Origin of the sequence: Serratia sp. CY33802 (assembly GCF_052169095.1) — a bacterium.
Lineage (GTDB): Bacteria > Pseudomonadota > Gammaproteobacteria > Enterobacterales > Enterobacteriaceae > Serratia > Serratia bockelmannii.
Genome location: NZ_JBJNLL010000003.1, coordinates 223,169 through 249,028 on the forward strand (window position 1 = coordinate 223,169; position 25,860 = coordinate 249,028).

A 25,860-nucleotide genomic window follows, 5' to 3' on the forward strand; every position below is an offset into this window, starting at 1 on the left:
AGCATATCTTGCTCGCCGTCAGCGACATTAATAAAACTCTTCCAGCACGTCCAGCGCGTCCGCCAGCTTCTTGACCCCGAACACCTGCATGTTGGCCGGCGGCTTCTTCGGCATATTGCCGTGCGGCACGATGGCGCGCTTGAAGCCGTGCTTGGCCGCTTCGGAGATGCGCTCCTGGCCGCTCGGCACCGGGCGGATCTCCCCCGCCAGCCCCACTTCGCCGAACACCACCAGATCGTTCGGCAGCGGCCGATCGCGCAGGCTCGAGACCAGCGACATCAGCAGCGCCAGATCGGCGCTGGTCTCGCTGACCTTCACCCCGCCGACCACGTTGACGAACACGTCCTGATCCGACATCTGCAGCCCGCCGTGCCGGTGCAGCACCGCCAGCAGGATCGCCAACCGGTTCTGCTCCAGGCCCACCGCCACGCGGCGCGGGTTGGACATCATCGAGTGATCCACCAGCGCCTGGATCTCCACCAGCAGCGGCCGGGTGCCTTCCCACACCACCATCACCGAGCTGCCGGAAGTGACTTCATCGCCGCGGCTAAGGAAGATCGCCGAAGGGTTGCTGACTTCGCGCAGCCCCTGTTCGGTCATGGCGAACACGCCCAGCTCGTTGACCGCGCCGAAGCGGTTCTTGTGGCTGCGCAGGGTACGGAAGCGGGAATCGGCGTCGCCGTCCAGCAGCACCGAACAGTCAATGCAGTGTTCCAGCACTTTTGGCCCGGCCAGCGAGCCATCTTTGGTGACGTGCCCGACCATCACGATCGCCACGCCGCGCGTCTTGGCGAAGCGCGTCAGATAGGCGGCGGTTTCCCGCACCTGCGCCACGCTGCCCGGCGAAGACTGAATGTCCGCCATGTGCATCACCTGAATCGAGTCGATCACCATCAGCTTCGGCTGCTCCTGCTCAGCGATCAGGCAGATCTGCTCGATGCTGGTTTCCGACAGCATGTTCAGGCCGCCGGTCGGCAGCCCCAGACGGTGAGCACGCATCGCCACCTGCTGCAGCGATTCCTCGCCGGTGACGTACAGGGTTTTCATCTGTTCGGACAGTTTGCACAACACCTGCAGCAACAGGGTACTTTTGCCGGCGCCGGGGTTGCCGCCGATCAGAATGGCGCTGCCGGGCACCACGCCGCCGCCCAGCACGCGGTCGAACTCGAGAAAGCCGGTAGTGAAGCGAGGCAGCGCCTCCAGGCTGATTTCCGACAGCTTCTGCACCTTGCTGACGCCGGCGTCGCCGGCATAGCCGCTGAGGCGATCGTTGCGCGCCGCTGCGGGCGACGCGGCCAAACGCACTTCCGTGATGGTGTTCCAGGCATGGCAGGCGCTGCACTGCCCCTGCCAACGCGGATAGTCCGCCCCGCACTCATTGCACACAAATGCCCGTTTTGCCGCTTTTGCCACGTCTTACCTCAATCTTTCGTTATCGCACTTCGTGTTTCAGGCTGCCGGTGAGAATACACAGCACGCCCATCAGATCCGCATGCCGGATCGCCACCTGCGCTTTTTCATACACTTTCGGCTTGGCGTGGTAGGCGATGCCCAACCCCGCCGCCTGCATCATTTTCAAATCGTTGGCGCCGTCGCCGATGGCCACGGTCTGCGTCAGCGGGATCTCCAGCTTTTCCGCCAGCCGCAGCAGCGTATCGGCTTTGAACTGTGCGTCCACCACCGGCCCCAGCACTTCGCCGGTCAGCTTGCCGTCGCGGATCTCCAGCTCGTTGGCCGCCGCCGCCACCAGCCGCAGCCGGTTGCGCAGGTATTCGGCGTAGTAGGTGAAACCGCCGGAGGCGATCGCCACATGCCAGCCCATCGCCTGCAGCTTACCCACCAGGCTGGTCAGCCCCGGCATCAACGGCAGTTCGTCGCGCACCTGCTTGAGGATATTGGCGTCAGCCCCTTTCAGCGTGCCGACGCGCTGGCGCAGGCTGGCGGTAAAATCCAGTTCGCCGCGCATCGCACGTTCGGTGACTTCCGCCACCTGCTCGCCGACGCCCGCCAGCTTGGCGATCTCATCGATGCACTCGATCTCGATCGCCGTCGAATCCATATCCATCACCAGCAGCCCCGGCGTGCGCAGGTGCGGGATTTTGCCGAGCGGCGCCACATCCAGCCCGCTCTCCGCCGCCAGCAGCTTGGCGCGCGGCGTCAAGGTTCCCGCCAGCCGCACCACCTGATAATCGTCCACGCCCCAGGCGGTGACGATCACCATCGCCGCGCCCAGCTTGCGTTGGAATTGGGTAATGCGCGCCTTGTCCAGCTTTCTGCCATATAACAGCCACCCGGTATTACCCGCCCGGTAGTCCAGCGGCATCACTTCGTCGCCGCTGAGCGAAAGGGGAAGACCCGGCCATTGAGAGATCTCCGCCGGAAGATCGCAATAGGTCAGACTGTTTGACATCATTGACTCCTGAATGGACAAAAACGCTGCATGATAAAACGACGCATCAAGCTATCCTATCGCCAGCGGTTCTGGCAACATAAAGTGTCCCCGATGCCCAAGGAACCTGCATGGCTCGCGCTAAACTGAAATTTCGCCTGCACCGCACCGCTATTATCCTGATTTGCCTGGCTTTGCTGGTGCTGCTGATGCAGGGCGCCTCTTATTTTAGCCTGAGTCACCAAATGGCGCGATCCGAGCAGGTGGAAGAGCTGGCGCAGACGCTGACCAAACAGGTCGCCTACAGCCTGGCGCCGCTGCTGGACGACGACGGCAACACCCCGCGCATCGACGCCATCCTCAAGCAGCTCACCGATCACAGCCGCATTCTCGACGTCAGCGTGTATCAGCAGGATGGCACGCTGGTCTCCCACGCCGGGGAACAGATAAGTATACGCGATCGCCTGTCGCTCGACGGCAAGCGCGCCGGCAGCTATTTCAACCACCAGTTGGTCGAATCCATTCAGGGCAAAGACGGCCCGATCGGCTTTATCCGCATCACCCTCGACACCCACGTGCTGGCGACCGAATCCAAGCAGGTGGACAACACCACCAACCTGCTGCGCCTGATGATCCTGCTGGCGCTGGCGATCGGCATCATTCTGGCGCGCACCCTGCTGCAACACCGCCGCAGCCGCTGGCAGCAGTCGCCGTACCTGTTGACCGCCAACACGCCGTTGGCAGAAGGCAATACGGTGGAAGACGACGAAGAGGATGCGCCGGAGACAAAGCAGGAAGCGCCGAAGAAGGAATAACTCAGGCCAGGCGTTGAATGCGCTCGTGCCGTTTTCTTGTCCTTTCGGTGAATAGATTGTCCGTAACAACGGGATCCACAACCAATTGAAAGGTAAAGCGTTAGCCAAAAATGGCCGTGCGGAATGAATAGATTGACAGGCGGGCGCCATGACGACGCCCGCCGCGGTATTACGCTTTGTCGCCCAGCAGCACGGATTCCAGCGCGATAACGATCATTTCGTTAAAGGTGGTCTGGCGTTCCGCCGCCGTGGTCGCTTCGTGACGCAGGATGTGGTCGGACACGGTGCAGATGGTCAGTGCCTTACAGCCGAACTCTTCGTACAGCTCCGCCGCCACGCCGTAGATGCCGGCCGCTTCCATTTCCACGCCCAGGATGCCGTACTTCTTCATCACCTGGAACATGTCCGGATCCGGGGTGTAGAACAGGTCGGCGGAGAAGATGTTGCCCACGCGCGCCGGGATGCCCTGCGCCGCCGCCGCGTCGACCGCGTTGCGCACCATGTCGAAGTCGGCGATCGCCGCGTAGTCGTTGTCCTTGAAGCGCAGACGGTTCACCTTGGAGTCGGTGCACGCGCCCATGCCGATCACCACGTCGCGCAGTTTGATATCGTCACGCACCGCGCCGCAGGAACCGACGCGAATGATCTTCTTCACGCCGAATTCGGCAATCAGCTCGCGCGCATAGATGGAGCAGGACGGGATGCCCATACCGTGGCCCATTACGGAGATGCGGCGGCCTTTGTAGGTGCCGGTGAAGCCCAACATGCCGCGCACGTTGTTCACTTCCACCGCGCCTTCCAGGAAGGTTTCGGCGATGTATTTTGCGCGCAGCGGGTCGCCCGGCATCAGTACTACGTCAGCGAAATCACCCATCTCAGCATTAATGTGCGGCGTAGCCATAATTTTCTTCCTTTAGAAATCTTATTTAATAAAAACGTCAAACATCTAAGCCTTGAATGTCGAGTTGCAGCCAGGCAGCTAGCGGGTGAATCCCCAGTCGCTTACTTGAGTAAGCGACTGGGGTTCACGCGTGAAGCTAACAACGCTACGGCTTGAAAGACAGAGCTTAGAACAGGGTCTTACCGTAATCCATCGGCGACAGGCCAAAGTAATTGGCGACGGTCTGGCCGATGTCGGCGAAGGTCTCGCGGTGGCCCAGCGAGCCCGGTTTCACTTTCGGGCCGTAAACCAGCACCGGGATGTGCTCGCGGGTGTGGTCGGTGCCCGGCCAGGTTGGGTCGCAGCCGTGGTCGGCGGTGAAGATGATGATGTCTTCGTCTTTCACCAGCTTCAGCAGCTCCGGCAGGCGGCGGTCGAACAGCTCCAGCGCGGCGGCGTAGCCCGCCACGTCGCGGCGGTGCCCGTAAGAGGAGTCGAAGTCCACGAAGTTGGTGAACACAATGGTGTTATCGCCGGCCTTTTCCATTTCAATCAGGGTCGCGTCAAACAGCGCATCGATGCCGGTCGCCTTCACCTTCTTGGTGATGCCAACGTTGGCGTAGATGTCGGCGATTTTACCGATCGACACCACTTCGCCGCCCTTCTCGTCCACCAGCTTTTTCAGCACGGTCGGCGCCGGCGGCTCTACCGCCAGATCGTGACGGTTGCCGGTGCGCTGGAAGTGGCCCGGCTTATCGCCGACGAACGGACGCGCGATCACGCGACCGATGTTGTAACCGCCTTCGGTCAGCTCTTCACGCGCAATTTCGCACAGCTCATACAGACGATCCAGGCCGAAGGTTTCTTCATGGCAGGCGATCTGGAACACCGAGTCAGCGGAGGTGTAGAAAATCGGCTTGCCGGTTTTCATGTGCTCTTCGCCCAGCTGATCGAGGATCACGGTGCCGGATGAGTGGCAGTTGCCCAGGTAGCCCGGCAGCTTGGCGCGTTCGACCAGTTTGTCCAGCAGCGCCTGCGGGAAGCTGTTGTGCTCGTCCTTGAAGTAACCCCAGTCGAACAGCACCGGCACGCCGGCGATTTCCCAGTGGCCCGACGGCGTGTCTTTACCGGAAGAGAGTTCGCTGGCGTAAGCGTAAGCACCGATGATATCGGCGTTGCGATCCAGCCCCTGCGGGAAGTTGCCGGTGGACTCTTCCGCCGCTTTGCCAAGGCCCAGACGGCTCAGGTTAGGCAGCGTCAGCGGGCCCTGGCGGCCCACGTTGGCCTCACCACGCGCGCAAACTTCGGCAATATGGCCCAGGGTGTCGGAACCCCGATCGCCAAAACGTTCGGCGTCTTCGCTGGCACCGATACCGAAGGAGTCCAATACCATAATAAATGTACGTTTCATCTGTGCTCTCCTGCGTGTTCTCACGCTTTGGACGGCCGCGAAAAAGCCGCGGTCGTTCCTGATTCTTGGGTTATTCCGTGATGCGCTTATACACCACCGGCGTCGCTTCCGGCGCCTTGTCGCTCAGCGTCATTGCGCTGCGCACCGCATCGGCCGCCAGCTGCCAGCTCTCTTCATCGTTGGCGTGGATCATCGCCAGCGGTTGCTGGGTATCCACCTTATCGCCCAGGCGTGCCACCTCGGTCAGGCCAACGCTGTAGTCGATGGCATCGCTCGCCCGGCGACGGCCGCCGCCCAGCGACACCACCGCCATACCCAGCGCACGGGTATCCATGGCGCTGATGATGCCCGGCTTTTCAGGATACACCGGCTTGCTCAGCGTTGCCGCCGGCAGATAGCTATCATAACGTTCGACGAAGTCTATCGGCCCTTGCTGCGCTGCCACCATGCGGCCAAACACCTCAGCCGCTTTGCCGTTGTCCAGCACCGCCTGCAGCTTGGCGCGCGCATCGGCCTCGTCTTGCGCCAGGCCGCCGGACAGCAGCATCTCCACGCACAGCGCCAGCGTCACTTCCAGCAGGCGCGGGTTGCGGTATTCGCCGGTCAGGAAGCGCACCGCTTCGCGCACTTCCACCGCGTTGCCGGCGCTGGAAGCCAGCACCTGGTTCATGTCGGTCAGCAGCGCGGTGGTCTTGCAGCCCGCGCCGTTGGCTACGCCGACGATCGCCTGCGCCAAATCCTGCGACAGGGCATAGGTCGGCATAAAGGCGCCCGAGCCCACCTTCACGTCCATCACCAGCGCATCCAGCCCTTCCGCCAGCTTCTTGGCCAGAATGGAGGCGGTGATCAGCGGGATCGAATCCACGGTGGCGGTGATATCGCGGGTGGCGTAGAAACGTTTGTCCGCCGGCGCCAGCGAGCTGGTCTGGCCGATGATCGCCACGCCGACGTCCTGAATAATTTTGCGAAAGGCGTTATCGTCCGGGAAAATATTGAAGCCCGGAATGGCTTCCAGCTTGTCCAGCGTGCCGCCGGTATGCCCCAGGCCGCGGCCGGAGATCATCGGCACATAGCCGCCGCAGGCCGCCACCATCGGGCCGAGCATCAGCGAGGTCACGTCGCCCACGCCGCCGGTCGAATGCTTGTCGACGATAGGGCCGTTCAGCGCCAGGCTCTTCCAGTCCAGCACGGTGCCGGAATCGCGCATCGCCATGGTGAGCGCCACGCGCTCCGGCATGCTCATGTCATGGAAATAAATGGTCATCGCCAGCGCGGCGATCTGCCCTTCCGACACCACGTTGTCGCGAATGCCGTTGATGAAGAAGCGGATTTCCGCTTCGCTTAACGGCTGGCCGTCGCGTTTCTTACGAATAATTTCTTGAGCCAGGAACAAGGCATCCCCCTGTGTCGCCGAGAGTCGGTGCAGACGGGCGCGCCTGGCGCCCGCCAACGAAATCGATCAGTAACCGCCGCCGGCGGTCTGGGTCTGGTGGCCCAGCGCGGTCAGCAAGCTGGCCAGCAGGCTGGAAGCGCCAAAGCGGAAATGCCGCGCGTCGGCCCACCCCTCGCCCAGAATACGATCGGCAAGTTGCAGATAATGCAGCGCGTCTTCCGCGGTGCGCACGCCGCCGGCCGGCTTGAAGCCCACGGTCTTCGCCACGCCCATATCTCGGATCACCGACATCATCAGCTCGGCGCTCTCCAGGGTGGCGTTGACCGGCACCTTGCCGGTGGAGGTCTTGATAAAGTCCGCCCCGGCCTTGATGGCGATCTCGGACGCCTTGCGGATCAGATCGGCCTGCTTCAACTCACCGGTTTCGACGATCACTTTCAGCAGCACGTTGGCCGCCTGGCATGCCTGCTTGCACTGTTTCACCAGCTCGAAGCCGACCTGTTCGTTGCCGGCGATCAGCGCGCGGTAAGGGAACACCACGTCCACTTCATCCGCGCCATAGGCGATGGCCGCGCGGGTTTCCGCCAGCGCGATGTCGATATCGTCGTTGCCATGCGGGAAGTTGGTCACGGTGGCGATACGGATGTCCGGCGTGCCTTGCTCGCGCAGCGCCTTACGCGCCACCGGGATAAAACGCGGGTAGATGCAGATGGCCGCCGTGTGGCCGGCCGGGCTGTTGGCCTGACGACAGAGGGCGATCACTTTCTCGTCGGTGTCATCATCGTTCAGCGTGGTTAAATCCATCAAGTTCAGCGCACGTTGCGCTGCTGCGGTTAATTCGGTCATAAAACTCTCCAACTGAGTACCTGGGTGTTGGCGAGCGGACTTGGTTCCATGAAGATAGCGCAGGGGAACGGCGTTCCCGCGGCGGCAACTGAGATCCTTCTCACCGCACATGGCCACCCGCCTTGCGGCCGGCCAGTAATAGCTATTTGAACACGAATGCCGAGGGCGATTCGCGTTCATCGTCACACTATATGAAATAGCACTGTAACAGACCGGAATTATATGTGAAGAACATCACAAAATAACGCGATATCGTTCACAAATTCGCTAAAGAAGCGGCTGAAGATCGCGGGTGCGACAAACACCCACGTTGCTTAGAGTATAGGCGGAGTCCCGCGATCGGTCGCGCCGTCGCGGGCTCCGTGAAGGCTTACAGCGCCAGGAAGAAACCGGCGATGGTGGCGCTCATCAGGTTGGACAGCGTGCCCGCCGCCACGGCTTTCAGACCGAAGCGCGCGATGTCATGGCGACGGTTGGGCGCCATGCTGCCCAAACCGCCCAGCAGGATCGCCACCGAGGAGAGGTTGGCGAAACCGCACAGTGCAAAGGAGATGATCGCCTTGGTGTGCGTTGACAGCACCTGCAGGCCTTCCGCCGCCACCACATCGTCCGGGCGCAGATAGGCGCCGAAGTTCATGTAGGCGACAAACTCGTTGACGATGATCTTCTGGCCGATAAACGAACCGGCGGTCATCGCTTCACTCCACGGCACGCCGATCAGGAAGGCGATCGGTGAGAACACCCAGCCGAGGATCAGCTCGAGCGACAGCTGCGGGTAATCGAACCAGCCGCCGATGCCGCCGAGAATGCCGTTGAGCAAGGCGATCAGCGCGATAAACGCCAGCAGCATCGCGCCGACGTTCAGCGCCAGCTGCATGCCGGAAGCCGCGCCGGAAGCCGCCGCATCGATCACGTTGGCCGGACGCTCTTCTTCGGCGATCAGCTTCATCGCATCGTCTTTATCGTGGGTCTGCTCGGTTTCCGGCACCATCAGCTTGGCGAACAGCAGCCCGCCCGGCGCGGCCATGAAGGACGCGGCGATCAGGTATTCCAACGGTACGCCCATCTGCGCGTACCCCGCCAACACCGAACCGGCCACCGAGGCCAGGCCGCCGCACATCACGGCGAACAGTTCTGACTGGCTCATGGTGGCGATATACGGGCGCACCACCAGCGGCGCTTCGGTCTGGCCGACGAAAATGTTGGCGGTCGCCGACAGCGATTCGGTGCGCGAGGTGCCCAGCAGCTTGTGCAGGCCGCCGCCCAGCACACGGATCACCAACTGCATGATGCCGAGGTAGTACAGCACCGCAATCAGCGAGGAGAAGAACACGATCACCGGTAGAACGCGCAGCGCGAACACGAAGCCGCCGCCGCCGAACACTTCGAACATCTTGTCGGACACCAGCCCGCCGAAGATGAACGAAATGCCCTGATTGCCGTAGGCGATAACGTTTGCCACGCCGTTAGACATACTGCCGAGGATGCTGCGGCCCAGCGGCACGTAGAGCACCAGCGCGCCGATGCCGATCTGAATGATGAACGCCCACACGACGGTGCGCAATTTGATGGCCCGGCGGTTGCTGGAGAGCAGCACCGCAATGGCGATCAGCACCGCCATGCCAACCAGACTCATGATGAGTTGCATGCAAAGTTTCCCTGTTGCAAAAAATAAAATACATCCCTGCTCATGAAGAGAGGTCTGCTATTGGAGAGTTTCGGGGGGATTATACTGAGCGAGGTCACCCTCGCACCGATTTATGTCACAAATGTATACAACGAGACGCAAATGAAAATCTTATAACGTGATACAAGTCACGTTATGTTGACTTCAATTTGGCATGGCGAACAGCGTTTGGGTATTGCGTTGCAGGTGGGCGGCGATCTCGTCGGCCGACTCCGGCCGCAGTTCACACAGCGTCTGAAACACCTCGGCGGCGCGTTCGGGGCGATTCGGTTGCCCCTGATAGCCGGCCAGCGGCATGTCCGGCGCATCGGTCTCCAGCAGCAGCGCCTCAAGCGGCAGCTGCGCCATCACGGCGCGCGTTTTCTGCGCCCGCTCATAAGTGATGGTGCCGCCCACGCCGATGTAATAGCCGAGGCGGATAAACGCCTGCGCCTGCGACAGGCTACCGGCAAAGCCGTGCACCACACCGCGACGCGGCAGCTGCATGCGCCGCAGCGCGGCGGCCAACTGATCGTGGGTGCGGCGCGAATGCAGGATCACCGGCAGGTCATACTGTTTCGCCAGCTTCAACTGGGCCAGCAGCAGGCTTTGCTGCCGCTCGAACTGTGGGTTGTCCATATACAGATCGAGCCCGATCTCCCCCACCGCCACCAGCTTGTGCGGCCGTTCGGCCAACAGCATCGCCAGCTGTTCCAGCTGCGGCTCATGATGCTGCGCGATATACAGCGGGTGCAGACCCAGCGCGGCGAACAGCGGCGCATGCTCCTGCGCCAGCCGCAACACCCGCGCGAAGCGATCGGCAGTGACCGTCGGGACGATGATGCGCTGCACGCCGGCGCTTGCCGCCCGCGCCAGGCTCTCGACTTCATGCCCGGTAAAGGGCGGGAAATCGAAATGGCAGTGGGTATCGGTAAAGGCGTAACTCACAGCGCCCCCCCTTCACCCGGCGGCAGATCGCCCGGCAGGATGATTTTCGGCGCCGCTACTGCCGCCTCCGGCTGCGCCGCCCGCTCGGTGGGCATGGCGATGTCGGTCACGATCGGCGAAGGCATTCTGACGTTCTCCGGCTGGATCAGGCGGCGCGACAACGCTTTTCGCACCTTGATGCCGTCGGGCTCCGGCTGTGCCATCCACTGGCCGACGGTGGCCAGAAAGTAGCGGCCACAGCGGCGCCCCAGGTGATAATCCTGATTGAGCGCTCCCAATCGGCTGCCCAGCGCATTGCTGGCCAGCGGCTTCGGCGGGAAGATCTCGAAGATGCGCAGCTTGCCCGGCGGCTTTTCGATAAAGCGCTGGATGCGGTGATAGCTTTGCTCGTGATGCTGCAGGATGCGCACCATCTGCTGCAGGCTGCTGTCGCTCAGCCAATGCTCCATGCGCTTCATCCACTGCGGGGTGTAGTACATCTGCGAAGGCACGGTGCGGATCACCACGATAGTGTCAGCGCCGCGGCGATAGGCCTCTTCCACCGGGATCGCATCACTGATGCCGCCGTCCTGATAGCTGACGCCGTCCAGCTCCACGCCCTGGCGATAGAAGCCGGGAATGGCGCTGGATGCCTTGATGGCCGGCAGCCAGCGTTCGCGCTGCGCAGGCAGATAGGTCGGCTCGAAATCGTCGCTGCGGCAGGCGCACAGTAAGAATTCGCGCCCGTCGGTAAAATGCTGTTCCGCCACGTCCATCGCCAGCGGCATCTGCGCCGCCGCCGTATCAACCAGCCAATCGAGATCGATCAGATGCCCGCCACGCACGAAGCGCAGCGGATTGAAGAACTGTGCCGAAGTGGTGTAACGGGTGATCACCCGGCGCGCGTAGCCCATCTGCCCGCAGATATAGGCAGACAGATTCTGGGCGCCGGCCGACGTGCCGATCAACAGATCGAAAGGGTTAAAGCCCGCGCGCTGAAACTCGTCCAGCACGCCGGCGGTGAAAATGCCGCGCTGGCCGCCGCCTTCGCAGACCAGCGCCATTTTGCCTGGCCGAAAGGGTTTAGACGCCAGCGGTTCTATATTGCCGAGCGTGATGGGTATTCTGTATCCCAACTTGGCATCCTCAGTGAGACGTTTTCTCCGAGGATACCGCGTCTCGCTCTCTTCCGTAATCCTCTTGCAGTACGCCGGCGAGGAAATCGTTGCTGCCGGCCAGCCAGGCGCAATCGCTGCCGGACCATTCGGCCCACGCCTGCCATACCTGGCCTTTCAGCTGTTTCCAGCGCCCGACGATGATGTCGCTGTTCATGTCCGGCCCTCCCCGACGTGAGAAAAGGAGTTAAGCTTTGTTACAGTTTACGGGAAAATGCCGGCCGGCTAAGGGCGCCGGCGGCCGGTGAACAGGCTGACCAGGAACAGGATGATGCCGACAACGAACACGATTTTAGCCGCCCAGGCGGCGGTGCCCGCCAGCGAACCGAACCCCAGTGCCGCAGCGATAAGCGCGATAACTAAAAAGATAATGCCCCAACGAAACATAAGCTTCTCCTTACCATTGTGAAAAAATTCGCTGCCGTCTACCGCCCCGACAACGGGACATCGACGGCAAATCAGTTTCTTTTTTTGGTGGTACACGTCGGGCCGCCTTGACGGCCCGACAGATGCGGCTTGTTGTTACTTGTTACGGGCGCCTGGCGGGATTACTGCTTAACCACCAGGTCGTTTTTCACGCTTTTCACGCCATCGATAGCCTTGGCGATGCTTTCGGCACGCTCAGACTGCGCCTGCGTTTTCACTTCACCGGAAAGCTGCACCACGCCATCGGTGGTTTCCACTTTCACATTGCGCGACGGCACGATGTCATCGGCCAGCAGCTTGGCTTTCAGCTCACTGGTGGTGGCGGTGTCGCCGGCATACGATTTGATCGATTGATTGGCTTCATCTTTCACGTGCAGCTTGTCGCTAACGGTTTTGACGCCTTCCACCTTGCCGGCAACCGCAACTGCATGCTCCGCCTGCGCCTGGCTGCCGACAAACCCGCTCAGGATCACGGTGCCTTTTTCGGTTTTCACCGAAATGTCAGTGCTTTTGATGGTCTTATCGTCCACCAACGCACTTTTAACTTTAGCCGTTATCGCGCTGTCATCCATGTAACCGTCAACTTTTTTCATGGAGCTATCGATTTTGGCACCGGCACTGTCCGCGGCGTTAGACGCCTTGTTGAGCAGACTGTCTTCGGCTAGCGCAGTGCCGCTCACCAAAACAGAACCCAAAACAACAGCCATCAGCGAGTGTGCAAATTTGGTCTTTTTCATCGATCTCTTCCTTTTGTTGGGGGCCCGCAGCGCCAGAGTGCCGGAACCCTTCAGCCACCTTCACGCGGCCTCTCGGTAAATACTTCATCATCGCTATACGATTAAGCGTTCACGATAGGAATATTGCAACAGCCGTGCCAACTCAATAAACACCTTTAAAATCAAGCAAAAGAAGCGTTGAGTCGGATTTTTAATCAAAAAACTGTCGCCTATTGACGACAGACTAAGTGACACGAAACGGTAAAATAGTCATCTCATTGATATTTAAGGAAACAGACTGTCTCCTATCGGCAACACATCAGAATAACTCACCAAACAATCAGCGTATTGCAGTGATTTACTCTCAAGCAATGTGCGGACATCTCGTTAAAGATAGACCATGCGGCGGAAAGCGCAGGCCAATCGCGTCTCGCCTTGGCGATGTCGATTCGCAGGATAAAATATGAGGAAGTTTTATTAATTAGCGGAGTGAGAATACGGGGAGCTGGCAGGGCGCACCGGGCGCCCTGCAGAGTTATCAGTGTTCGCGGGTTTTGCGGAAGGTCACGTCAGGATAGCGTTCCTGCGTCAGGTTGAGGTTCACCATGGTCGGCGCGATGTAGGACAGGTTGTCCCCACCGTCCAGCGCCAGGTTGATCTCGTTCTTGCGCTTGAACTCTTCGAACTTCTTCACGTCGTCGCACTCGACCCAGCGTGCCGTCGACACGTTGACCGACTCATACAGCGCTTCCACGTTGTACTCGCTCTTCAAACGCGCCACGACCACGTCGAACTGCAGCACGCCGACCGCACCGACGATCAGATCGTTGTTGGCGATCGGGCGGAACACCTGCACCGCGCCCTCTTCGGACAGCTGCACCAACCCCTTCAACAGCTGTTTCTGCTTCAGCGGATCGCGCAGGCGAATGCGGCGGAACAGTTCCGGCGCGAAGTTCGGGATGCCGGTGAACTTCATGTCTTCGCCCTGGGTGAAGGTATCGCCGATCTGAATGGTGCCGTGGTTGTGCAGACCGATGATGTCGCCCGGGTAGGCTTCTTCCACGTGCGAACGGTCACCGGCCATAAAGGTCAGCGCGTCGGAGATCACCACGTCTTTGCCGGTGCGCACCTGGCGCAGCTTCATGCCTTTCTCGTAACGGCCGGACACCACGCGCATAAAGGCCACGCGGTCGCGGTGCTTCGGATCCATGTTGGCCTGGATCTTGAACACGAAACCGGTGAATTTCTCTTCCGCCGCCGTTACTTCACGGGTGTCGGTTTTACGCGGCATCGGCGCCGGCGCCCAGGCCACCAGGCCGTCCAGCATATGATCCACGCCGAAGTTGCCGAGTGCGGTACCGAAGAACACCGGCGTCAGCTCGCCGCTCAGGAAGGCCTCCTGATCGAACTCGTGGGAAGCGCCCTGCACCAGTTCCAACTCATCGCGCAGCTGCGCCGCCAGATCTTCGCCCACGGCGATATCCAGTTCCGGGTTGTTCAGGCCTTTGACGATGCGCACTTCCTGAATGGTGTGGCCTTTACCGGTCTGGTACAGGTAGGTTTCATCCTTGTACAGGTGGTAAACGCCTTTGAACAGCTTGCCGCAGCCGATCGGCCAGGTGATAGGCGAACAGGCGATCTTCAGTTCGCGCTCGACTTCGTCCATCACCTCCATCGGATCGCGGATGTCGCGGTCCAGCTTGTTCATGAAGGTCAGGATCGGCGTGTCGCGCAGACGGGTAACTTCCATCAGCTTGCGGGTACGATCCTCAACGCCCTTGGCGGCGTCGATCACCATCAGACAGCAGTCGACGGCGGTCAGGGTGCGATACGTATCTTCGGAGAAGTCTTCGTGCCCCGGGGTATCCAGCAGGTTGACCAGGCTGTCGCGATACGGGAACTGCATCACCGAGGTGGTGATCGAGATCCCACGCTGCTTTTCCATTTCCATCCAGTCGGATTTGGCGTGCTGGCTGGAGCCGCGGCCTTTTACCGTACCGGCGGTCTGGATCGCCTGTCCGAACAGCAGCACTTTTTCGGTAATGGTGGTTTTACCGGCATCGGGGTGCGAGATGATGGCGAAAGTTCTTCTTTTGGAGACTTCGCGGGCAAATTCACTAGGAGACATGGTTTTCAGGTTCTACGGTTAGTCCGCCCTGCGACATCATCAGAACGCGCCGATCGCGGCGCCAGGCAAAGCGGTGAATAAAAGATAACAGCCGGGCATTTTCGCCGATTTGCCAACCGGTGACAATCAATGGATCCGATTTCCCGCTAACGCAGGCGGAAATCGGGAGACAAAGCGGCCCAATGCCGGCGCAATACCGATTTGTGATCGTCCGCCATCGGCAGCTCTTCCAATAAGGCCGGCCACAAATTTCGCGCCTTGTCGATTGCATCCACCAGGTGCACCCGTATCGCAGACCAGGGAATATCGACCCGCTCAGCCCAGCGTTCGAAGGTTTGCATTGAGATCCTATCCCAGCGCTTTTCCTTCGCCATATTGAGCGCAGCCTCAGACTCACCAGGAATATAAGCCAACGTAGTGACGATGTCATAAGCGGGAGAAAGCCGAATATCAGTCTGGTTTGGATAGAACATGGACCAATTTTTTACGTGCGCATCGCCATTGGCGAGCAAAATATTCGCCAACAGACGGCGCGCCATTTGCTGCACATCCGCTAAAGATTCACTGCCATACTCATAGAGATAAGCCGCTATTTGATCGTAATTTTTGCCGCGGTATTTATCGTGCGCGTAAATCTCGAATATCTGGGCAAAATCTTCTGCATGCACTCGCCCGCTTTCGCTGCGGTCAAAACGACGGGTGGCATAAGCATAGGGTTCATCCGCCAAGCGAATATCAGGCAAGTGTTCAAGTCGTGTCAGTTCAACCAGCTCAATATCAGGAATATCCACGCCGATGGCTTGCGCCAAACGCATTGCCGTATATTCATTTTCAGGGAGATGACGATGAACCGTTGAAGGCGTTTTAATGATCCAGCTATCAGCGCCCACCTGAGAAGAAATGTTGAAGCGGCCCTCTTTGCGCACAGAGGAAAATTTCATTTGTACCCCTGCCAGAGAAAACTTTTGCGCCTCCATCCCAACATCAATTTGCACGGCTTCCAACTCGCCGCGCGACCTTAACGCCCAGGCGGGTATGTCACTGGCAGCCAACGGCCGTGCTTCAAGCGCTCCCGGCAAGTTTCCACCGGCCCAGGCAATTAAAGGAAACTCCTCATTCACATGGGCTTTCAACGACTGTGCCACCCAAGCGCGCAGTGCGCCTTCGGGTAACAAGTTGGATAAAACGGGCGGCAGACGCTGCGATGACTGTAAAACTTGCTCAAGATACCCCGCGTGCGCCTTCTGCCTGAGCGTAAACAAAGGACGAACACGCTCCGGCAAAGCGAGGTAGTGTGGATCAAACGTCAGGATGTTTCTGCCGCCGCTGTAATGCGCCAGCACGCCAACACGCACGCCATGCAATATCAAGGCTAATGCCTGTACCGATTCAACCTGTCGCAGCCCTTTCATCAGCTAGTCCTCGAGATCTTTCAGTTTTTTTTCAAAATCCTGCGGCTTACCGACTTCCGGTGCGCTACTCACTTCCTGTTGCAGCAGGCACTCCACATCACGGGCAGACTTTTTTGGCACGATGACATATTCCAAATTCATCGCCGCCAATATTCGTAGCAACGTGCTTACCCGCATATCGCTCCCCGCTTCAATACGCTGATATTGCTGTTGGGTCATGCCAATCTTCATTAAAAAGTCTTTTTGACTCCAACCCAACTCACTGCGTTTTTCTTTCAGCAACGCTGATATTTCGGATAGTTTTCTCATCCGCGCCTCCAAACAACGCATTGATTGTCTCACCAGCAATAAACAACAAATTAGTTGTCGAGACAGTGAAAAACAACTTTTTTGATGTAAATTAATGAAGAAACAACTTTTTAGTTGTAAAAGGGAATGCAAACAATAAACAGGATGTTTTAGATTACCCCAGCGGCAGCGCCATCACGATCGCGTCTTCGCGGCCGTGGGCGCTCGGGTAATAATTGCGGCGCACGGTGACCTCGTTGAAACCGAGATCTTCATACAGCGCGATCGCCGCCTGGTTGGAAGCGCGCACCTCCAGCCACAGCGTAACCACGCCGCGGCTCTCCAGCTGTTCGATCACCGCGTTGAGCAGCAGGCGGCCAAAGCCCCGGCGCTGGTACTGCGGATGGATGGCGATGTTGAACAGCGTGGCTTCGTCCAGCACGATCTGCGTGATGGCGAACCCCGCCATCGCCCCGTCGGCGCTCAGCTTCAGGTTAAGGTAGCGATCGCCCTGATTGCTGGCGAAGGTGGTTTCCGTCCAGGGAAAAGCGTGGCTGGCTTGCTCAATGGTGAAGGCCGTGGCCAGATCGGCCGCCGTCAGGGTAGAAATCGTGTTCATGATGACAAATCTGCTGCCAGAGGGCGCGTTTGGCCCCCGCGTCTTGGGAAAGCTCGGCCAGCGCCGGGCTGTGTAGCTGCACGCCGGCGACCGCGAGCGGTTCCGCCACGCCCAGCCGCCAACTGTTGCATGCGGTCTCTTCAGGCAGCATCGCCGCCTGTTCCGGCGTCAGGCTGTAAGTTTGCGCCGGCGTCAGCCCCAGGCTGTGCAGCACGTCGCAAAACAGCGGATCGTCGGGTGCGGGCAGCGTCTGCGCCACCACCAGCAGGCGCGCCTCGGGCGGCAGACTGACTGCCACTTCGCCCTGCAACACGCTCGGGCGGCGCAATGTCCACTGCGTAATACCCAGTTGTTGTAACAGCCAGTCGCGTTTTGATGCCATGCCGATTCCTACCCGTTGTGGTGCGCCATGCCTGCCATGCGCCGCGCTATGCTAACAAACCCGCGCAGCCCGCGCCAACAAACCCGTCGAACATATCGCCACAAAGCTCTATAATCCCCGGTCTCATTTCCAGGAGCCAATATCTGATGTCTGCATTAACCCCCGCCAGTGAAGTCATGCTGCGCCACAGTGATGAATTTATCGAACGCCGCGTGCTGTTTGCCGGCGACCTGCAGGACAGCCTGCCGGCCCAATTCGAGGCCGCGGACGTGCGCGTCCACACTCAGCAATACCATCACTGGCAGTTACTGAACCGGACGATGGGCGATAACGTGCAGTTCGGTTTGACCGTCGATCCCGCTTTCGTCGCCGACTGCGACACGCTGGTTTACTACTGGCCGAAGAGCAAGCAGGAAGCGCAATTCCAGCTGTGCAACCTCCTGGCGCTGCTGCCGGTGGGCGCGGACGTGTTCGTGGTCGGTGAAAACCGCAGCGGCGTGCGCAGCGCCGAGCCAACGCTGGAAGGCCACGTCACGCTGGTGAAAATCGACAGTGCGCGCCGCTGCGGCCTGTATCATGGCCGCCTGGACGCGCAGACCGAGTTCGACCTGAACGACTGGTGGGACAGCTATCAGCTGCACGATCTGGAAGTGAAAACGCTGCCGGGCGTGTTCAGCCGCGACGGTCTGGACGTCGGCAGCTCGCTGCTGCTGTCGACGCTGGAAAAACACATGAAAGGCAAGGTGCTGGACATCGGCTGCGGCGCCGGCGTCATGGCCTCGGTAATGTCCAAGCTGTCGCCGAAGGTGAAACTGACCCTCAGCGACGTCAACGCCGCCGCGGTGGAATCCAGCCGCGCAACGCTGGCCGCCAACGGCATCGAAGGCGAAGTGATCGTCAGCAACGTTTACTCCGACATCACCGGCCGTTTCGACATGATCATCTCCAACCCGCCGTTCCACGACGGGCTGCAGACCAGCCTGACCGCTGCTGAAACCCTGATCCGCGGCGCGGTGAAGCACCTGCCGATCGGCGGCAGGCTGCGCATCGTCGCCAACGCCTTCCTGCCGTACCCGGACATTCTGGACGCCACCTTCGGCAGCCATGAAGTGCTGGCGCAGAACGGCCGCTTCAAGGTGTATCAGGCCACCGTCGGCCGCCCGCCGCGCGCGCCGAAGAAGAAATAATTCGCCGTTGGCGGAAAACGACAGAGCGCGGCCTGAGGCCGCGCTTTTTTTTAACCGTTGATGTAGGTCATCGACTCGGCGCCGTAGCGTTCGCCGGCCGCCGCACTCAGTGGGAACACCGCGTCGATCGCCGCCAGCTCAGCCGCGCTCAGCGTTATCTCCGCCGCCGCGACGTTCTCTTCCAGATAGCGACGGCGTTTGGTGCCGGGGATCGGCACGATGTGCTCACCCTGCGCCAACACCCAGGCCAGCGCCAGCTGTGATGGCTTGACGCCCTTCTGCGCCGCCAGCTCACCCACCTTCTCCACCAGCGCCAGGTTGCGGGCGAAGTTTTCCCCCTGGAAACGCGGGTTGCTGCGGCGGAAATCGTCCTCGGCCAGATCCTCCGGCCGCCGGATAGCGCCGGTGAGGAAACCGCGCCCTAACGGGCTGTAAGGCACAAAGCCGATGCCCAGGCGCTCACAGGCCGCCAGCACGCCCTGCTCGGCGTCGCGCGTCCACAGTGAATACTCGGTCTGCAGCGCCGTGATCGGATGTACCTTGTGCGCCCGCTCCAGCGTGGCCACCGACGCCTCACTCAGGCCGATATGGCGGATCTTGCCTTCGCGGATCAGATCCGCCATCGTGCCGACGACGTCTTCGATCGGCACTTGCGGATCGACCCGGTGCTGATAATAAAGATCGATCTCCTCCACGCCCAAGCGCCGCAGGCTGCCCTCGACGGAGCGCCGGATATACTCGGGGCGGCTGCTGACGCCGCGCGCCGAAGGATCCGCCGGATCGCGCAGGATGCCGAACTTGGTGGCCAGGAACACCTGTTGCCGTTTGCCTTTGATCGCTTCCCCCACCAGCGCTTCGTTGGTGTGCGGGCCATACATGTCGGCGGTGTCGAGCAGCGTGATGCCCAGCTCCAGCGCCCGGTGCAGCGTGGCGATGGCTTCCTGCCGATCGGCGCCGGTGGAGTAGAAGTCGCTCATGCCCATGCATCCCAGCCCCAGGGCGGAGACGACGGGACCGTGGGAACCCAGTTTACGTTGTTGCATTGTGCTGCCCTCATGCGGTGAATGGATAACGCAGCAAAGTCTGGTTGTTTACACTACAAAGATAAATAATGCAGATTGCACATCACTGTTCAAAAATCACCAACAATCCGGAGTGGACATGGATCAGGTTCAAGCCATGCGCATTTTTACCCGCATCGTCGAACTGGGCAGCTTCAGCCGGGCGGCCGAACGCCTGCAGCTGCCGCGCGCCACGGTCAGCAACGCGTTAAAACGGCTGGAGCAGCGGCTGGGCGTTCGCCTGCTGATCCGCACCACCCGCCAGGTACAGGTGACCAGCGAAGGCAGCCTCTACTATCAACGCTGCGTGCAGTTGCTGGGGGCACTGGAGGAGGCGGACACGCTGTTCAGTCACCATAAGCTGCAGCCGTCCGGCAAGGTGCGCATCGATATGCCCCATTCGCTGGCGCGCCAGATCGTCATTCCGGCGTTGGACGACTTTTACCAGCGTTATCCCGACATCACCCTGGCGCTGGGTGCCAACGACACCCACGTCGATCTGTTGCGCGAAGGCGTTGACTGCGTGCTGCGCGCCTGGGAAACCGAAGACGACAGCCTGGTGGCGCGGCGCATCGCCCAGTTGCCACAGATCACCTGCGCTTCCCCCGCTTACCTGCAGGCCTGCGGCACGCCGCTCGACATCGATAGCCTGGCGCCGCACCGCGCGGTGGGGTATTTTTCGCTGGCCAGCAACCGCGATTACCCGCTGGAGTTCTGCCGCGGCGGCAAGCTGGAACTACGCGAACTCCCCGCCCGGCTGAGCGTCAGCGGCGCCGACGCCTATATCGCCGGCGCGCGAGCCGGCATGGGATTGATACAGGCGGCGCGCTATTCGCTTGCCCCCTGGCTGGAACAGGGCGAACTGGTGGAAGTATTGACGGACACGCCGCCCCCGCCGATGCCGATTTACATCATGTATCCGCCTGGCCGTTTCCTGGCGCCACGGGTCAGGGTGTTGATTGATTGGCTGATTTGGCTGTTTGACCAGCAGAAAAGCGGCGATATGGCTGTTTTTCCAGCAAACGCCCGCAAAGCGGGGAAATAACTGTTGACGTGTCCGCCAAAATCTCTAGAATTCGCCTCCGTGGTAACGTTACTCCGGTAATGTTTCTGGTACGCGAAGGTGGCGGAATTGGTAGACGCGCTAGCTTCAGGTGTTAGTGTCCTTACGGACGTGAGGGTTCAAGTCCCTCTCTTCGCACCAAATAACCACATGATTTATATTGCACTCAGCATCGATGCGAAGGTGGCGGAATTGGTAGACGCGCTAGCTTCAGGTGTTAGTGTTCTTACGGACGTGAGGGTTCAAGTCCCTCTCTTCGCACCACGCTGGCGACGTAATATAAATCAAAGCAACAACATCGACTGTGCGAAGGTGGCGGAATTGGTAGACGCGCTAGCTTCAGGTGTTAGTGTCCTTACGGACGTGAGGGTTCAAGTCCCTCTCTTCGCACCAATTGATGTTCTCTCCGGTAGTCTCCCCGAAAAAATCCCAACGCATTGATGAACAACACGCTTAAGCGTGGTTTTACCGTTTCCAGCGTTTACGCGAAGCTGAAGTTTAGGCTGACAGCCGCCAGGCCGCCCGCCAGCGCCATACAGGAAGGCAGCAGCAGATAGTGGCGCAGCCGGCTGTTGAACAGCATCACCAGCGTGGCCAACATCGCTATCACGATCAGGGTGCGCAACTGCAGCATATCCAGGTTGATCAGGGCCAACAGCGGCATCAACGCACAAGGCAGCAAAACGCCCCAGGCGCTGGCCAGGCGATCGCCGAGGCACCAACTGACGCCCCACAGCCCGCACGCGGCAATCATGGCAGTGAGCATGACAACCCTCCTCAAGTGATAATGATAACCAATATCATATAACACTTTTTTGGCCGCCGCATCATTTTCACTGCGCTGACCAAACTCAGATGACACCAGCAGGAAAAAATGATAATTTGACATAAGAAAATTCCTAGTCCTGTTTGCATGATAATAATCACAATCCTCAACCATGCAATTCAAGTGGATATTCGCGCCAAGGGAATGCTTCTCAACCTTAATTATTCGACAGAACGACTTTGCAAAGAGTGACCTCCGTATGAACGCCCGTTCTTATCAGGAATTACTGAACAGCAAGCAGCGCCTGGCATTATTTCTTTTTCTGATAATGAATGCCGCCTCTTCCGTATTTACATTATTGTTCCCTTTTAGGGATACGCCCGCATTTACCCTACCTTTATTATGTATACCGCTATTTTGTCTGGTAGCAGCGCTATTTTCTCTGCAAACGCCACGTAAATATTTGTGCAAACTCAACCTGTTCTCCAGCGTGCTTGGCCTGCTGTGGGCCGCACATATTTACGTTAAAAGTCAATATTGCTTGCCGAATAACCAAGATTTTTTATTAATTAGTTTGTTCAGCATCTTTTTTATCAGCGCTATTTCTCTGACGGATAACTTTACCGCCTTTTGTTTACACGCCGTGCCTTCCGCAATGGTGATCCTGGCTTTAGACGGCATGCATAATACCCTGCGGATATTATTCACCACGCTATTACCTATTATCGCTTTCTCCATTCATCACCTGATGTTGAAACGCAGTGAAATCTTTACCCACGCGCTGGTGGCCAACCTGTATAACGAGCGGGACAAATTCAATAATTTGAGCATGCTCGATCCCCTGACCGGCCTTTATAACCGGCGTGGCCTGGAAAATAAGATCACTATGCTGCTGGAACCGCAAACCGGCCGCCACTACGTGCTGCTGCTGGATATCGACCACTTCAAGGTCTACAACGACAGCTACGGCCACGCCATGGGCGACCGGGCTCTGGTGCAGGTAGCGGTCGCCATTCGCGATGCGGTGCGTTCGCGCGACATCGTGGTGCGTTACGGCGGGGAAGAGTTTTTGGTGCTGCTGACCAACGTGCACGAAGGCTACGCGGCGCAGCTGGCCGAACGGGTGCGCCAGCGGGTGGCGGAGCTGAACATCCCGCACGGCGCCAGTCCGCAGCACAGCGGCACGCTGACGCTCAGCGCCGGCATCTCCGCGCTGGAAAAACTGGACATCGAATCGGCGATAGGCGCAGCCGACGCCGCGCTCTATCTGGCGAAGCACAGCGGCCGCAACAATATTCAGCTGGCGCAAAACGTCGAGCCCGCCGCCGTTCACCCTTAAGCCGCCGCCGTAACGGCGCGGTGGCTGACATCAACACTTATACGGCTATACGGCGGTGGAACGCAGCCCGTTCAGCAACAGGTTCAAACTGGCCAAGGCTTGTTCCAGCCCCACGTCTTTTTCCGGATGATGGGCGACCCACAGCGCGGCATCCATCAGGCCGCCGTTGATTAAATGCGCCAGCGATTCCGGCTCGGCGACGGCGATGCGCCGCTGCGCCATCAAGGCCTGCAATGCGCCCGTCATCCAGCTGATGCACGCCAGCTTGCTGGCCCGCAGATATTCAGCTCCCAGCACCGAAGGTGAATCACGCAACAGAATGCGTTGCGCTTGCGGCTCCGTCATCATGATCAGATAACCGCGGCAACGCGCCGCAAAAGCCTCCCAGTCATCCGCAGTACTCGCGGTTATGTCAGCCAGATGCGCATCCATCTCCGCGTCTATCGCCTGCACCACCGCCAGGAACAGCCCCTTTTTATCGCCAAAATGGTGATAGAGCGCGCCGCGCGTCAGGCCGGCCTGGGCGGTGAGATCATCCATCACCGTCTCGGCATACCCCACGCTGCCAAACTGCCGGCGGGCCGCCGCCACCAGCTTTTGTCGGGTTTCTTCAATCATTTCGGTGCGCGCTTTACGTGCCATGGGTCCACTCCGCCTCGTTATTGATGACGTTATAATTGACATACGCCATGTATGTCAATTAACGTAACATACGTGGCGTATGTCAATGATGGACATTGAGCGAATACCGAGCCGCCAACATTCCGGAGCCCTTTCCATGGCAAATCCTTATTTCAAACTGTTCAACGCCCCGGGCAGCAAGGCGTTTTCCTCTGCCGGGCTAATCGCGCGCCTGCCGGTCTCGATGACCGGCATCGGCATCATTACCATGCTCTCGCAGGTACGCGGCTCTTATTGGCTGGCGGGCGCGGTGGCAGCGACGTTCGCCTTTTCCATGGCGCTGCTTGCGCCGCAAATCGCGCGCGCGGCGGATCGTCACGGCCAAAGCCGCGTGTTGCCGTATGCCACCGGGATCAGCGCGATCGCCCTCTTGCTGCTGTTGCTCTGCACCCACTATCGGGCGCCGGACTGGACTCTGTTTGTCTTCGCCGCGCTCGCGGGCGGCATGCCCAGCATCTCCGCGATGGTCAGGGCCCGCTGGAGCGAAATTTATCGCGGCACGCCACAGCTGCACACGGCATTTTCATTCGAGTCCGTATTGGACGAGGTGGCCTTTATCGTCGGCCCACCGATCGCCGTGGGGCTTAGCGTTTCACTCTTCCCAGAGGCCGGCCCTCTGGTGGCCGCGCTGCTTCTGGTGGCGGGCGTTGCGGCATTCGCCGCGCAAAAAAGCACCCAGCCCCCGGTTTACGCCCACAATAACCAGCGGCAGCGCGCCATCCTGACCATGCCGTCGATGCAGATCCTGGTGCTGGCGCTGATCGCCCTCGGCACCATCGTCGGCACCGTGGACGTCATCAGCGTGGCCTTCGCCGAGCAGCAAGGGCAGCCGGCCGCCGCCAGCATCGTACTGTCGGTTTACGCGTTCGGCTCCTGCCTGGCCGGGCTGATTTTCGGCGCAATGAAGATCCCCGTCCCCTTGCCTCGTCTGTTCTTATACGCGGCGTTCGCCACCGCTTTCACCACCTTGCCGCTGCTGTGGGTGCACAATGTCTTAACGCTGGCGGCGGCGATGTTTGTCGCCGGATTGTTTTTTGCGCCGACCATGATCGTTGCCATGGGGCTGGTTGAAAACATCGTGCCGCCCTCCCGGCTGACGGAAGGATTGACCTGGATGGTCACCGGCCTGGGGATAGGCGTGGCACTCGGCGCCGCATTGGCGGGCCTGGCGATCGACGCTGCGGGGATAACGGCCGGCTTTGGCGTCACGCTCACGGCCGGCCTGGTCGTACTGCTGGTGGCGGCCGGCGGCTACCGCTTAATGCAGCGAACGCTGGCCTTGAAAGCGGCGTGAATCGCCCGCGCTAAGCGGTTTCCCAAATCGCCTTGCCCTGCCAGCGCCGTTCGATCGCCGTCAGAAACAGTTTCACCTTGGGGGAGAGATGGCGCCGGCTGGGATAGACGGCGCAGATCGGCGGCCCCGGGCGACAATAGCGCTCCAGCACCGGCACCAGCGTGCCGGCCGCAATCTGCTCGCCGACCAGAAACGCCCCCACTTGGCACAGACCCGCCCCGGCGACGGCGGCATCCCGCAAGGCCTCGACGTTGTTGAAACGCATCCGGCCGCGCACCGGCTGTTCGTGCAGCTGGCCGTTGACCAAATAGCGCCAGGGCGCCGGCAGCCCCTGATGGCTGAAAACCAGCGTCTCGTGATCGCCCAACGCCTCCGGTTTTGCAGGCGTACCGTGCCGCGCCAGATAGTCCGGCGCCGCGCAGGTGATCAGGCGATGCGGCGCGAGCACTCGCCGCACCAGCCGGCTGTCGTCGCTGCCGCCGACCCGGATAGCTACGTCGATGCCGTCGCGCACCAGATCGCTGTACTCATCGGAGAAGCTGACGTCGGCGTCCACCTCCGGCCACTGTGCCAAAAACTCCCGTAAAATCGGCAGGATATGCAACCGCCCCAGCGAGACCGGCAGATCCAGCCGCAGCCGCCCGCGCGGGGTTTGCCGCCGGGTATTGAGCGCCGTTTCCGCCTCTTCGGCCTGCGACAGGATGCGCTGCGCATACTCGTAAAACACCGCGCCGTCTTCGGTCAGGCTGACGCTGCGCGTGGTGCGCTGCAGCAGCCGGGTCGCCAATCGCTCCTCCAATCGGTTCACGCATTTGCCCGCCGCCGATCGGGAGATGCCCAGCCTCTCGGCCGCCAGCGTGAAGCTGCAGGCGTCGGCGACGCGGATGAACACCAGCAGGTCAGTCAGGTTATCCAACGGCATAGACGGTAAATTAGCCACGATTTGTCCCCAATATTGCGCAATCAGGCCAGTTTATCAGCCATTTTGGCGCGGAT

The 25,860-nt window shown here is 60.0% G+C and carries 26 protein-coding genes and 3 tRNA genes; 8 read left to right on the forward strand and 21 right to left on the reverse strand.

The features are described from left to right. Positions 1–27: 27 nt before the first annotated feature. On the reverse strand, positions 28–1,413 hold the full coding sequence (radA, locus tag ACJ8HA_RS14320; protein ID WP_025159617.1) for a DNA repair protein RadA: 1,386 nt from the start codon (positions 1,411–1,413) through the stop codon (positions 28–30). Positions 1,414–1,432: 19 nt separating this feature from the next. After that, positions 1,433–2,410 (reverse strand): phosphoserine phosphatase, encoded by a 978-nt coding sequence (gene serB / locus ACJ8HA_RS14325; protein ID WP_025305218.1) that lies wholly within the window; start codon positions 2,408–2,410, stop codon positions 1,433–1,435. A 110-nt stretch (positions 2,411–2,520) separates the two neighbouring features. Here serB and ACJ8HA_RS14330 point away from each other — a divergent pair, with 110 nt between their 5' ends. Next, a complete protein-coding gene (locus ACJ8HA_RS14330; RefSeq protein ID WP_025305217.1) occupies positions 2,521–3,204 on the forward strand; it encodes a YtjB family periplasmic protein in 684 nt (227 codons plus the stop codon). A 169-nt stretch (positions 3,205–3,373) separates the two neighbouring features. Here ACJ8HA_RS14330 and deoD read toward each other — a convergent pair whose 3' ends face one another. From deoD to ACJ8HA_RS14405, 15 genes are all read right to left on the reverse strand, one after another. Then, positions 3,374–4,105 (reverse strand): purine-nucleoside phosphorylase, encoded by a 732-nt coding sequence (gene deoD, locus ACJ8HA_RS14335; protein ID WP_004933059.1) that lies wholly within the window; start codon positions 4,103–4,105, stop codon positions 3,374–3,376. 166 nt (positions 4,106–4,271) lie between these two features. Continuing rightward, entirely contained in the window at positions 4,272–5,495 is a 1,224-nt protein-coding gene (gene deoB / locus ACJ8HA_RS14340) for a phosphopentomutase (protein WP_043136044.1), read from the reverse strand. Positions 5,496–5,565: 70 nt separating this feature from the next. Beyond that, complete coding sequence (gene deoA / locus ACJ8HA_RS14345; RefSeq protein ID WP_164068041.1) at positions 5,566–6,888, reverse strand: thymidine phosphorylase; 1,323 nt, start codon at positions 6,886–6,888, stop codon at positions 5,566–5,568. A 66-nt stretch (positions 6,889–6,954) separates the two neighbouring features. Next, the gene (gene deoC, locus ACJ8HA_RS14350) at positions 6,955–7,734 is read right to left on the reverse strand and encodes a deoxyribose-phosphate aldolase (protein ID WP_025305214.1); all 780 of its coding nucleotides are present in this window, start codon (positions 7,732–7,734) and stop codon (positions 6,955–6,957) included. Positions 7,735–8,104: 370 nt separating this feature from the next. Beyond that, entirely contained in the window at positions 8,105–9,382 is a 1,278-nt protein-coding gene (locus ACJ8HA_RS14355) for a NupC/NupG family nucleoside CNT transporter (protein WP_038630188.1), read from the reverse strand. Between the two features lie 183 nt (positions 9,383–9,565). After that, on the reverse strand, positions 9,566–10,348 hold the full coding sequence (locus ACJ8HA_RS14360) for a TatD family hydrolase (protein ID WP_147823071.1): 783 nt from the start codon (positions 10,346–10,348) through the stop codon (positions 9,566–9,568). Beyond that, on the reverse strand, positions 10,345–11,463 hold the full coding sequence (locus tag ACJ8HA_RS14365) for a patatin-like phospholipase family protein (protein ID WP_025305211.1): 1,119 nt from the start codon (positions 11,461–11,463) through the stop codon (positions 10,345–10,347). Before ACJ8HA_RS14365 ends, ACJ8HA_RS14360 begins: the two co-directional genes overlap by 4 nt. A 10-nt stretch (positions 11,464–11,473) precedes the next feature. Beyond that, positions 11,474–11,659, reverse strand: coding sequence for a CsbD family protein (locus tag ACJ8HA_RS14370; protein WP_025305210.1), 186 nt, complete (start codon positions 11,657–11,659; stop codon positions 11,474–11,476). A gap of 68 nt (positions 11,660–11,727) precedes the next feature. After that, the gene (locus ACJ8HA_RS14375) at positions 11,728–11,889 is read right to left on the reverse strand and encodes a DUF1328 domain-containing protein (RefSeq protein WP_004857650.1); all 162 of its coding nucleotides are present in this window, start codon (positions 11,887–11,889) and stop codon (positions 11,728–11,730) included. A gap of 161 nt (positions 11,890–12,050) precedes the next feature. Beyond that, entirely contained in the window at positions 12,051–12,665 is a 615-nt protein-coding gene (gene osmY, locus ACJ8HA_RS14380) for a molecular chaperone OsmY (RefSeq protein WP_060448185.1), read from the reverse strand. Positions 12,666–13,182: 517 nt separating this feature from the next. Further along, positions 13,183–14,772: a peptide chain release factor 3 gene (prfC, locus tag ACJ8HA_RS14385; RefSeq protein WP_025305208.1), complete on the reverse strand. Its 1,590-nt coding sequence runs from the start codon at positions 14,770–14,772 to the stop codon at positions 13,183–13,185. 146 nt (positions 14,773–14,918) lie between these two features. Continuing rightward, a complete protein-coding gene (locus tag ACJ8HA_RS14390; protein ID WP_043136059.1) occupies positions 14,919–16,184 on the reverse strand; it encodes a type II toxin-antitoxin system HipA family toxin in 1,266 nt (421 codons plus the stop codon). A gap of 3 nt (positions 16,185–16,187) precedes the next feature. Next, positions 16,188–16,493, reverse strand: coding sequence for a helix-turn-helix domain-containing protein (locus tag ACJ8HA_RS14395; RefSeq protein WP_043136062.1), 306 nt, complete (start codon positions 16,491–16,493; stop codon positions 16,188–16,190). Between the two features lie 154 nt (positions 16,494–16,647). Further along, entirely contained in the window at positions 16,648–17,091 is a 444-nt protein-coding gene (gene rimI, locus ACJ8HA_RS14400; RefSeq protein ID WP_049294806.1) for a ribosomal protein S18-alanine N-acetyltransferase, read from the reverse strand. After that, a complete protein-coding gene (locus tag ACJ8HA_RS14405) occupies positions 17,036–17,473 on the reverse strand; it encodes a DNA polymerase III subunit psi (RefSeq protein ID WP_049294805.1) in 438 nt (145 codons plus the stop codon). The genes rimI and ACJ8HA_RS14405 overlap by 56 nt, the downstream gene beginning before the upstream one ends. 146 nt (positions 17,474–17,619) lie before the next feature. On the opposite strand from ACJ8HA_RS14405, the gene rsmC reads away from it, so the two are divergent. Next, positions 17,620–18,660 carry a 16S rRNA (guanine(1207)-N(2))-methyltransferase RsmC gene (rsmC, locus tag ACJ8HA_RS14410; protein WP_025305205.1) on the forward strand — a complete coding sequence of 347 codons (1,041 nt, stop codon included), beginning with the start codon at positions 17,620–17,622 and terminating at the stop codon, positions 18,658–18,660. Between the two features lie 50 nt (positions 18,661–18,710). Here rsmC and ACJ8HA_RS14415 read toward each other — a convergent pair whose 3' ends face one another. Then, entirely contained in the window at positions 18,711–19,703 is a 993-nt protein-coding gene (locus ACJ8HA_RS14415; protein WP_262237301.1) for an aldo/keto reductase, read from the reverse strand. Positions 19,704–19,821: 118 nt separating this feature from the next. Here ACJ8HA_RS14415 and ACJ8HA_RS14420 point away from each other — a divergent pair, with 118 nt between their 5' ends. The 4 genes from ACJ8HA_RS14420 (at position 19,822) to ACJ8HA_RS14435 (ending at position 21,177) form a co-directional block, all read left to right on the forward strand. Then, positions 19,822–20,766 carry a LysR family transcriptional regulator gene (locus tag ACJ8HA_RS14420; protein WP_043136071.1) on the forward strand — a complete coding sequence of 315 codons (945 nt, stop codon included), beginning with the start codon at positions 19,822–19,824 and terminating at the stop codon, positions 20,764–20,766. Between the two features lie 72 nt (positions 20,767–20,838). After that, positions 20,839–20,925, forward strand: a tRNA-Leu gene (locus ACJ8HA_RS14425). A gap of 36 nt (positions 20,926–20,961) precedes the next feature. Beyond that, positions 20,962–21,048, forward strand: a tRNA-Leu gene (locus ACJ8HA_RS14430). Positions 21,049–21,090: 42 nt separating this feature from the next. Next, positions 21,091–21,177 (forward strand) — tRNA-Leu (locus ACJ8HA_RS14435). Positions 21,178–21,265: 88 nt separating this feature from the next. Here the strand turns inward: ACJ8HA_RS14435 and ACJ8HA_RS14440 are convergent. Next, positions 21,266–21,550 (reverse strand): DUF1435 domain-containing protein, encoded by a 285-nt coding sequence (locus ACJ8HA_RS14440; RefSeq protein WP_049204639.1) that lies wholly within the window; start codon positions 21,548–21,550, stop codon positions 21,266–21,268. A gap of 259 nt (positions 21,551–21,809) precedes the next feature. Here ACJ8HA_RS14440 and ACJ8HA_RS14445 point away from each other — a divergent pair, with 259 nt between their 5' ends. Then, positions 21,810–22,889, forward strand: coding sequence for a GGDEF domain-containing protein (locus tag ACJ8HA_RS14445; protein WP_025305202.1), 1,080 nt, complete (start codon positions 21,810–21,812; stop codon positions 22,887–22,889). Between the two features lie 45 nt (positions 22,890–22,934). Here the strand turns inward: ACJ8HA_RS14445 and ACJ8HA_RS14450 are convergent, their stop codons facing one another. Continuing rightward, the gene (locus ACJ8HA_RS14450; RefSeq protein ID WP_148123113.1) at positions 22,935–23,531 is read right to left on the reverse strand and encodes a TetR/AcrR family transcriptional regulator; all 597 of its coding nucleotides are present in this window, start codon (positions 23,529–23,531) and stop codon (positions 22,935–22,937) included. 136 nt (positions 23,532–23,667) lie between these two features. Between ACJ8HA_RS14450 and ACJ8HA_RS14455 the strand changes: the two genes are divergently transcribed. After that, the gene (locus tag ACJ8HA_RS14455; RefSeq protein WP_043136077.1) at positions 23,668–24,864 is read left to right on the forward strand and encodes an MFS transporter; all 1,197 of its coding nucleotides are present in this window, start codon (positions 23,668–23,670) and stop codon (positions 24,862–24,864) included. A gap of 10 nt (positions 24,865–24,874) precedes the next feature. Here ACJ8HA_RS14455 and ACJ8HA_RS14460 read toward each other — a convergent pair whose 3' ends face one another. Next, the gene (locus ACJ8HA_RS14460; protein WP_025305199.1) at positions 24,875–25,786 is read right to left on the reverse strand and encodes a LysR family transcriptional regulator; all 912 of its coding nucleotides are present in this window, start codon (positions 25,784–25,786) and stop codon (positions 24,875–24,877) included. Between the last annotated feature and the right edge of the window lie 74 nt (positions 25,787–25,860).